Annotated in this window: 2 protein-coding genes; both read left to right on the forward strand. The window is 56.9% G+C overall.

What is annotated here, in order from left to right:
* A partial coding sequence (locus KI809_RS20250) for a CxxxxCH/CxxCH domain c-type cytochrome (protein WP_214173424.1) occupies positions 1–1,476 on the forward strand: 1,476 nt, incomplete at its 5' end.
* A 19-nt stretch (positions 1,477–1,495) separates the two neighbouring features.
* Positions 1,496–8,379: CxxxxCH/CxxCH domain c-type cytochrome (locus tag KI809_RS20255; RefSeq protein ID WP_214173425.1), on the forward strand; the 6,884-nt coding region annotated here is incomplete at its 3' end.

An 8,379-nucleotide genomic window follows, 5' to 3' on the forward strand; every position in this document is an offset into this window, starting at 1 on the left:
TACTGCCACAGCGACGGCAAAGGGCGTCAGAACGCGCCGTTCACCGCCGGCAGCGGCTGGAACTCCTCCGTAGTCTTTGGCGATTGCAAAGGGTGCCACGGTAACGACAGCCAGGCCGGCTACTTCACCAGCAATGTTGGCGAGCCTAACTATAAGAACGATGGGCCGGGCGCAGTCAGGGCCAACAGCCACAGCGGCAGCCATGTAGGTGCCGGACTGTCCACCTGTGCCAACTGCCACGTAGACTCGGTCACGGCAGCCGGAGCCATCAACGACAGCGGCCTGCACATCAACGGTAGCCCTAGCGTTAAGATTGGCAATGGCAAGACCGGCAGCTACGACCCTGGCACCAAGAGCTGCAGCAGTGTATCCTGCCATGGTTCCGGTACCTCCATCCAGTGGGGCTCCCACGCCGGCTGCGCCACCTGCCACGGTGATCTGACTACCAAGCCGGGCGTGCACAGCACCCATATCAGCGACATGATCACCAGCGGTCTGGTGACCATGTACAACTACACCGCCATCAAGTCGGACAACGGCAAGTACCGGATCGGCTGCGCCAACTGTCACCCGACCGATGTCGGTCATCATCAGGACGGCCATATTGATGTCACCATCAACAAGGACAAGCTCGGCAGGAGTTCTCTGGCCGGCCTCAACAACGCCACGGCCGACTTTATCAACGCCCCCGGCAGTGGCATCAGCGGCACCACCAAAGTCAGCGTGACCTGCTCCATGGTTTACTGCCACAGCAGCGGCAAGTCCACAGTTCAGGCCGAGAACAACTTCAAGACCACGCCTGACTGGTACAGTGCTGCCGGTTCAACCGCCAATCGTTGCGGCATGTGCCACGACAACCCGCCGCAGTATGAGGGCCAGTCGCACTATGTTGCCCAGAGCTCGCTTGGCGATAACGGCTCGTTACCGGTAGAGGAATCAGGTCATATGGTGGGGATCCATTTCAATAGTACCTATGTGGGTAACAACGGGAACGGCTTCCTCGGGTTCTCCTCTAACGGCAATGTTGCCCACGGCAGGTCTGGAGTGGCAACAACCATTTCCTGCGTGATCTGTCATGACGGCATTGTTGATCCGGATCAGCTTAAGGTCGATACTTATGCCATGTACAGCACTTCCAGCGCTTTCAACTGCTCGAAATGCCACAATGCAAGCACCCGCACCAAATTGCAGTCCGGTAACATCATCGGCACCAGGCTGCATATCAATGGTAAAAAGGATGTCGCACTCCAGGGCATTACCCTCAAAACCAAGGCCCAGCTGAAGAACAACGCCAATGCCCTCGGGTGGTCACGACCTGGCGGATACAAGGGTGTTGATGACTATGATTCCGCTACGTTGACGCCACTTGGCTGGAATCAGGACGATAAGTCTTGTCTGACAGCATGCCATGTAACGCAGCCTGGAATAACCTGGGGCAAGAAGCTCAAGTGCAACAGTTGCCACGCCAACCAGTAGCGGCGGCATGAGGCTCATAATGATAAAGATAACACTCGCAAGAAAAGGTGAAGATACCATGGTTAAGCTTAAGAACACCCCCCAGAGCCGGGAATCAATATTGAAGAAGTGCTGTGCTGCCTTTGGCGCGACGCTTCTGACGATAGTTATCCTTGCTGCATCTTCGGTCGGGGCAGCCGACCTGATGCATAACAGCAAGGACACCGGCTCAACAAAGTGGCCGGGAGGCTGGGGCATCCCAGGGGGACGGTACGGTAATTTCACCTGCGCAACATGTCACGAGCCGAATGCGAAGAACATAAAGAATATTCGCAAGACTATTTCGGTCATGAATAATACCTCGACTACTCATACCTTGCCGAACGGGCAGCTATCGGCGCAGGTTGTCTTCAAAAACGTCACCAGCATGGGTGATGACAGCACCACCCACAATACTTCATCCCGGATCTGCGAAGTTTGTCACAGTCAGACGCTCTTTCACAACGCCGATTCCGGCAGGACCCTTCCGGCCAACCGGAATCATCCGTCGCCAAAGGCAGTTTGCACCACCTGTCATTCACACAATACCGGTTTCAAGGCTGCCTGCGGCGGTTGTCACGGCAATCCGCCAACTTCGGCGACCCTTGGCGGCTACTCCGGGATGGTCGGCACCCCACGTCCAAGCAGGGCATTGCCGCCGGGTAATGCCGGCGCACACCGCGAACATGCAAAGCATGAGCTGGTCTGCGATACCTGTCATTATATCTCCGACGGCAGCACCAGGATGCCGAGCCTGTCCAATACCATCCAGTTAGGTTTCTTCGGATTTGGCGGCAAGGTTACCAGCGGCACTTTCAAACCTTATTCAGGGGCTAACCGCGGCTATGCAACGGTAGCAAGCACACCGAACACCACCATTGCCTCGGTTTCCACCGCCTACGTCGGCGCCAATCTCTGTTCCAACGTCTATTGTCATGGCGGTGGCGTTGTTACGGGTGGGACCACCGTCAAACCGCCTCTCACCGGCGGCAATGTTACCTTCTGGTCTTGGACGTCACACAAGCAGTCTACCTGCGGCAGCTGCCACGGCGCCTCGGCGGCAAATCCTCCGACTACCGCCAACCATGTGATTCACGCCAAATCCACGGCATCGGGCAACTATCAGATTGCCTGCGAAAAATGCCATCCTGCTACTGGCTATACCGATAATTCTCATGTTCAGGGCAATCTTCGCTGGGAACTTGACACTGCCGACCAGCGGATCGGCGCAACCGCAACTTATCGCGGTGCTTACAAAGGCACTACCGACGACCTTGCTCCCAGCGATCCGGCTGCATGGGGCCAATGCGCCAATGTCTATTGTCATAGCAATGGGGCCGGCGGCCCGGCTAATGTCGTGTCTCCTACCTGGGGAAATGCCTCCGGTTTCAGTGGTTGTGTCGGCTGCCATGGGGGCAATGCCCTGTCGACTTCGCCGATTACCCATAATGCCCACAAAGCCCATGTAAAGAACGAGAGTGCGGCATACAACGGGATTGCCTATGGTTGCGCCGAGTGCCACAGTGCAGTAGTGACCAGCGATACCTCTGTCTCAGACAGAACCTTGCATGTCAATACGGCAAAAGATGTCAGTTGGGGCCCGAAAGCTACCGGCGGTCAGGCATACAGTGGGAGCTGCGCCAACATCTACTGTCACTCCAACGGCCAAGGCGCCTTTAAGACCCCTGCCCAGTCGTGGACTGGGACCACTGACGGCCAGGAAGGCACTGCCCAGTGCAACTTCTGCCATGGCGGCCAGAATGGTCAGTTTGACGCAGTTTCATCCAACCGGCACCGGAACCATATCGGCAACATTGGCCGTCCGGTTCCTCATGCCCCTGTAACATGCGCTGCCTGTCATGTTAGAACGGTTTCCAGCGATGGGACTGCCATAGCTGGCGGGTCTGCCGGAAGGCATATCAACAAATCGCTCGACGTGAACATGAAAAAGTTCGCCAACCTCTCCGGCGCCTGGACCAAGTCATCTGCAACCTGTGCGAACAGCTATTGTCACGGCCAGCAGACCGTCACTTGGACCAATGCGACAATTCTCAACTGTGAAGGGTGCCACCGGGCAAGCAACTACACCAGCGGTGTGGACAACTCCGGGCTTTCCAAAGCCCATCTCAAACACTACAACACTGCGACCCCTCCAACCAACGCAGCAGCTGACGGCTGGGCGGTGCAGAACCGTTCAGTGGCCACCAATGTGTTCACCTGCGGGGTCTGTCACCCTACAGATCCGGCAACCACCCATGTGAACGGAGCTACTGCCAACGGTACGGCTGCTGAGACGGTAACGGTTATCAACCTGCCTTTCAGCGTGAATAAACCGGGAGCAAACCTGTCCAACGCCGTAAATCGGGGAGCTGCACCGATCAATACCGATGGCAGAGGGTTCCAGTTCTCATCGGGAACCACCTGTTCCACCTATTGCCATTCTGACGGCAAGGGAGGGGCTCCCAAGACAACAGCTTCCTGGTCATCCACAACCATGTCTTGCGGAGACTGCCACAACAAGGCCGGCGACGCATCACCATCATGGTCCGGGGCGCACAGCGGCCATCTTAACAGCAATATCTCTTCTGTTACCTGCAACTCCTGCCATGCGGGCACGGCATCTGGCAACAACACCCTGATTGCAAACCGCCGCGATCGGCATCCCAACGGCTTCGTAAACGTAACCGGCAACAGCGTTGCCGGCTCGCTTAGCTATAATGGCGATACCTGTGCCAATGTTTACTGTCACCCCTCCAATTCCCCATCGTGGGAAGGCGGTACTCTGGACGGCAAATGCGTGTCATGTCATGGCGGCAATGTGGCGTCAGTCAACCCGATTGATACTAACGGCCACCGGGCGCATGTTCATAACGATGCCGGCCGATTCAAGAACTTCAACTTCCAGTGTTACGAATGCCACTTCAACACCGTTTTCCGGGGTGATACCTCAATCAGCACCAAGGCAAACCACATCAATGGTTCTAAAAACGTAGCTTGGGGGCCTCGTGCCGACGGCACCGGTACACTGGCCTTTGATCCGGCTCTCAAATGCACCACCTATTGCCACTCTAATGGCGCCGGGCTCTTCAAGAATCCGCCCAAGACCTGGAGTGCCATGTCTTCCACTGACGAAGGCACAATCAATTGCGATTACTGTCACAAAGGGATCTTCGGCAATAATTCGACGGTCTCCAGCGGCCGGCATACCAACCATGTCACCGATTCGGGCACTATTCCGCACGTGCGCCTCACCTGCAACGACTGTCACTCGCAGACCGTTGCCGCCGATGGTCAGTCGATCTTCAACGGCACCGATGTCAAGCACATCAACAAGGCGCTGGATGTTACCTTCCTGAAGATGGGTAACTTCTCCGGCAACTGGACCAAGGGCACCAATACCTGCAATAACACCTGGTGTCATGCCTGGCGGCCCCAGAACTGGTTGACCGGCTCCAATACCTGCGGCAGTTGCCACGCTGCCAGCCGCTCGGCTACTTATGGCTTATCCTCCAGCCATGGCAAGCATTACTATACGACCACCAACGCATCTGCTGCCAATGGCTGGCTCAACGACAACCGATCCGGAACCACCGGCAATATCTTCGGTTGCGGCACCTGCCACGAGGGTTGGGGTGGAGTGGCTGAACAGCGGCTTCACCATGTCAACGGCCCGGCAGCAGCTAACGGTTCGGCAGCCGAGGTTGTGCTTCGTCTTCCGTTTACCGTTCCTGCCGGTGCCAACCGCAGTGAGACGGTATTCAGAGGGATGAGCGGCCTTGGCAGAGATGGCGCCGGCTATATGTTCTCCAGAGGGACCAATTGCAATACTTATTGTCACTCAGACGGTCGGGGTGGCGATCCCAAGGCAGTCATGCGCTGGGCCAAAGTAACCGCCAGCTGCGGCAACTGCCACAACAAGTCCGGTGACGACCCGGCGACAACAACCTGGTCTAAGGCCCACGACAAACACGGTACTGCCTATAACGGCAACACCACTGTTACCTGCGCCGCCTGTCACTACTCGACGGCCAGCAACAATACAACTCTCAGATCACGTCGCCTCCACCCTAACGGCTTTAGGAATATCTCGGTCAGCACGGCTGTAGGGACCGGCGCATTCAAATGGAACCCTGACACCCAGCAATGCAAAAACGGCTATTGCCATGGACAGGGCCGATCATTCACCGACTACTCCACCGGCTTTATCTCCTGGGGAGGAAACAATCCGACTCCGACCCAATGTAACAGCTGTCATGCCGGCGGGACTACCACCGGGCCTTCATATGCCAACGGCACCAATGGCAAGGCCAACAGTCATCCGAAGCACCATGGCGAGCCGTGGGGTTTCAGTTGCGACTACTGCCACTACAATGTCACAAGCAATGGTACGACCATTACTAATGTGGTGAACCATGTCAACAAGGCTTACAATATCAACCCGAATACCTCGCGTACTTTCATCGGTCAGGCGGTCAACTTCACCGCTACGGCGTCTACGAGTCCGCCGACCACCAAATCTTCCTGTACCAATGTCTACTGTCACGGCGGAGCACTGAACAAGGTCTTTGTCTGGGGGGCTTCCAACAAGTGCGGTGACTGCCATTTCGCCAACAACGATGTGGTCAACTACGGGTTCAACAACAGCACTATGGCCAAGATCGGCCGTGCCGAGTGGAGCTACTCCGGCCATGGCAAGCAGAGCGGTACCTATGATGTCACCGGCAACCCGTTTGCCGGGTTCTCCACGGCGGCCCGCGTTGCCGGTGCGACCGGGGATCAGTGCCTCTACTGCCATGAGTATGATGCCGTGCCTCACGGCAATGTCGCCAACCCGATGCGGCTCAGAAACTTCAACGATCCGGTTTATGGCAAGAACGGCGTCTGCCTTGCCTGCCATGCCACCGGAGCCAAAGGGGTAGAGCCATTCGCTGCTTATTCGACAAAATCTGCGCGGAAGCGAGTGGACAAGACCCACTACTACAATAAGCATTCGGCAAGCCTCAACGGTGGCCAGTTCTGTTGGGACTGTCATGATGGCCATGGTGATCGCACGACAGCCAATGCCGGGCCTATTGCGATGGTGCAGAAGCGACCGGCCAAGGCGTCCGATGCCACTACCGGTGTACCCTCGGCATTTACGAACGCTACGTCGGTACGGTTCATCGCCCGGGCTGCAGCCGGAGATTTTGCTAAGACCACCGCGCCGTTCAACGGTGTCTGCAACGTCTGTCACACCTACAAGGTTGACGATCCGAACAAGATGGTTCACTACACCGACAATTCATCTGACAGCCACCGTTCGACCGCTCTCTGTACTACCTGCCATAAACATAGTATGGACACTGCCTACAACGGAGAAGCATACCGGGGCGTGGTCTCCGGCTGTAACGGCTGCCATGGCGGGAACAACAACGGCAATCTCTCGGTGAGTGCCAGCGCCGGCCATGCCATCCACTACAACCGCACCTCGGTGTTCCGTCACTACACCGGCAGCAACCGCCACACTGCAACGGCATATGCCTTTGCCTGCAAGAACTGCCATGGCGCTACCGAATCCAACCATGATAACTCCGCCAATAACATCGCATTGGCCGGTGGTTGGACCTACACAGCCGGCACCGCAGCCAATGATACCCTCGGTTATGCCTATACTAACGGTACCTGTGGCCAGAACAGCTGCCACCAGGACGGCCGCAACGGGGCACCCAAGACGTCAACCTTTGCCTGGAACGGGACTAAAACCTCGAACTGCGACAAATGCCATTTCGATATGTCGGTCAACGCATCAGCCACTGGCAGCCACGTAAAGCACACCCAGGCCGGCGGGGCAGCCTATGGCTGCAGCGTATGCCACGGCACCGGCTACAGCGCCACAACAGTGTCTTTCCTCACTCACATCGACAACAAGATGAATATCAGCTTCACCGGGGCCGGAGCCGGGAGCAGCTACAACAGCGGAACATCCTTCTCGTTGAACACGCCATACAGTACTTGCTCCAGCACCAACTGCCACGGTTCAGGTACCGTAACCTGGGGCGGTACACTCTGGTCCACTACGGTAACCTGCGCCAAATGCCATGGTACGGCTAGCGGTACTTTCTATTCCACATCCTACCCGGTTCAGGTAACGAGCAACGCAAATGCCAAAGTCGGGGCCCACTTCAACCACCTGAGCTCCAACGGCAACAGGATCAGCCGGTCCGCCAACTGTAAAGACTGCCATCTCATGCCTGCAACAGTAACGGCCGCCGGCCATCTGAACGGGTCTTCATCTCCCACTTATCCGGCTGGTTCACTCGCTCTTGGACTCGCCGGGACTATCCAGGCAACCTACAGCTCAGCTACCAACAGCTGTGCCACTACCTACTGCCATGGATCGAAACTCGCTTCGAACAGCAAGGCTACCGGAGCCAAGCTCGCTGCAATCGTCAAAGCCCCACGTTGGGCAACGCCGTTCCTCTCCGCAAATCATGCAGTTTCTCCGACTGCAGCTGATTGTGGAGCGTGCCATGGCTTCCCGCCGCGGTCCGCAGCTCATACCGCTGTAGCGGCTTATGCGGCCTACACTGCCAGCCAGAACCTTACAACCGCTGTCGGTTCAAACTGCAGTAACTGTCATAAACACTTCAATGCCAATGGCACCTTGACTGCTGCCGGTCTTGGCCTGCATATCAACGGTGCTGTCGAAGGTGGCGATTGCGTCGGCTGCCATACCGGCGCTGTGCCGGCTGCTGCACCTAAACGAATCGGTGCTGCCGGCCAGTTCACTGCCCAGTCTCACCATATCCAAGGCCGGCCGGTCACCACAGCCGACTGTTATCAGTGTCACTGGGAAGCCAACAGTGACGGCAGCATAAATAGTAGCTATCACGACCAGACTTCCGG

Source organism: Geoanaerobacter pelophilus (assembly GCF_018476885.1).
Taxonomy (GTDB): domain Bacteria; phylum Desulfobacterota; class Desulfuromonadia; order Geobacterales; family DSM-12255; genus Geoanaerobacter; species Geoanaerobacter pelophilus.